The 402-nt window shown below is 58.2% G+C and carries 1 pseudogene; it reads right to left on the bottom strand.

Features of this window, described 5'->3' with window-relative positions:
• A pseudogene (locus tag FHD02_RS24075) lies at positions 1-402 on the bottom strand (tRNA cytosine(34) acetyltransferase TmcA); the annotation flags it as partial.

Genomic DNA, 402 nt, shown 5'->3' with positions numbered 1-402 from the left:
AACAATGGCGCAGGTATGGCTGCGGCTTCATCGACCACCAGCCAGTCGGCTTGCTCATCGCTGGCTAACAAGGCATCCGGCGCAATAAAGCGAAACTTCTCGCCCGCAAATTGTGCCAGTACATCCGTTGACGCTTTTGCGGGCGCGGTGACAATCGCTCTGCCCGCAATACGAGAAATGAGTTGCCCTGCCAACGCCGACTTACCGCGCCCACGCGCAGCCGTTACCGCTGCCACGCCCGGCGGCATGGTCATTAGCTGCTTTAAGAGTTGCTGTTGTTCTGGTTGTGGTGCGCCAGTCGCGGGGTACCAGTCAGTACGGGGAGTAAAATGCGCCAACGAGAATGGCTGGTTTTGCCGCCAGAGGATAGCCTCGTTATCCGCCGTAAGTACGCGTTTGAGA

The sequence above is a fragment of the Citrobacter sp. EC_71 genome (assembly GCF_019584005.1).
In the GTDB taxonomy this organism is placed as follows: domain Bacteria; phylum Pseudomonadota; class Gammaproteobacteria; order Enterobacterales; family Enterobacteriaceae; genus Citrobacter; species Citrobacter werkmanii.
Note: the sequence above shows the minus strand (reverse complement) of the source record. Positions and strands in the feature narration are given on the sequence as shown.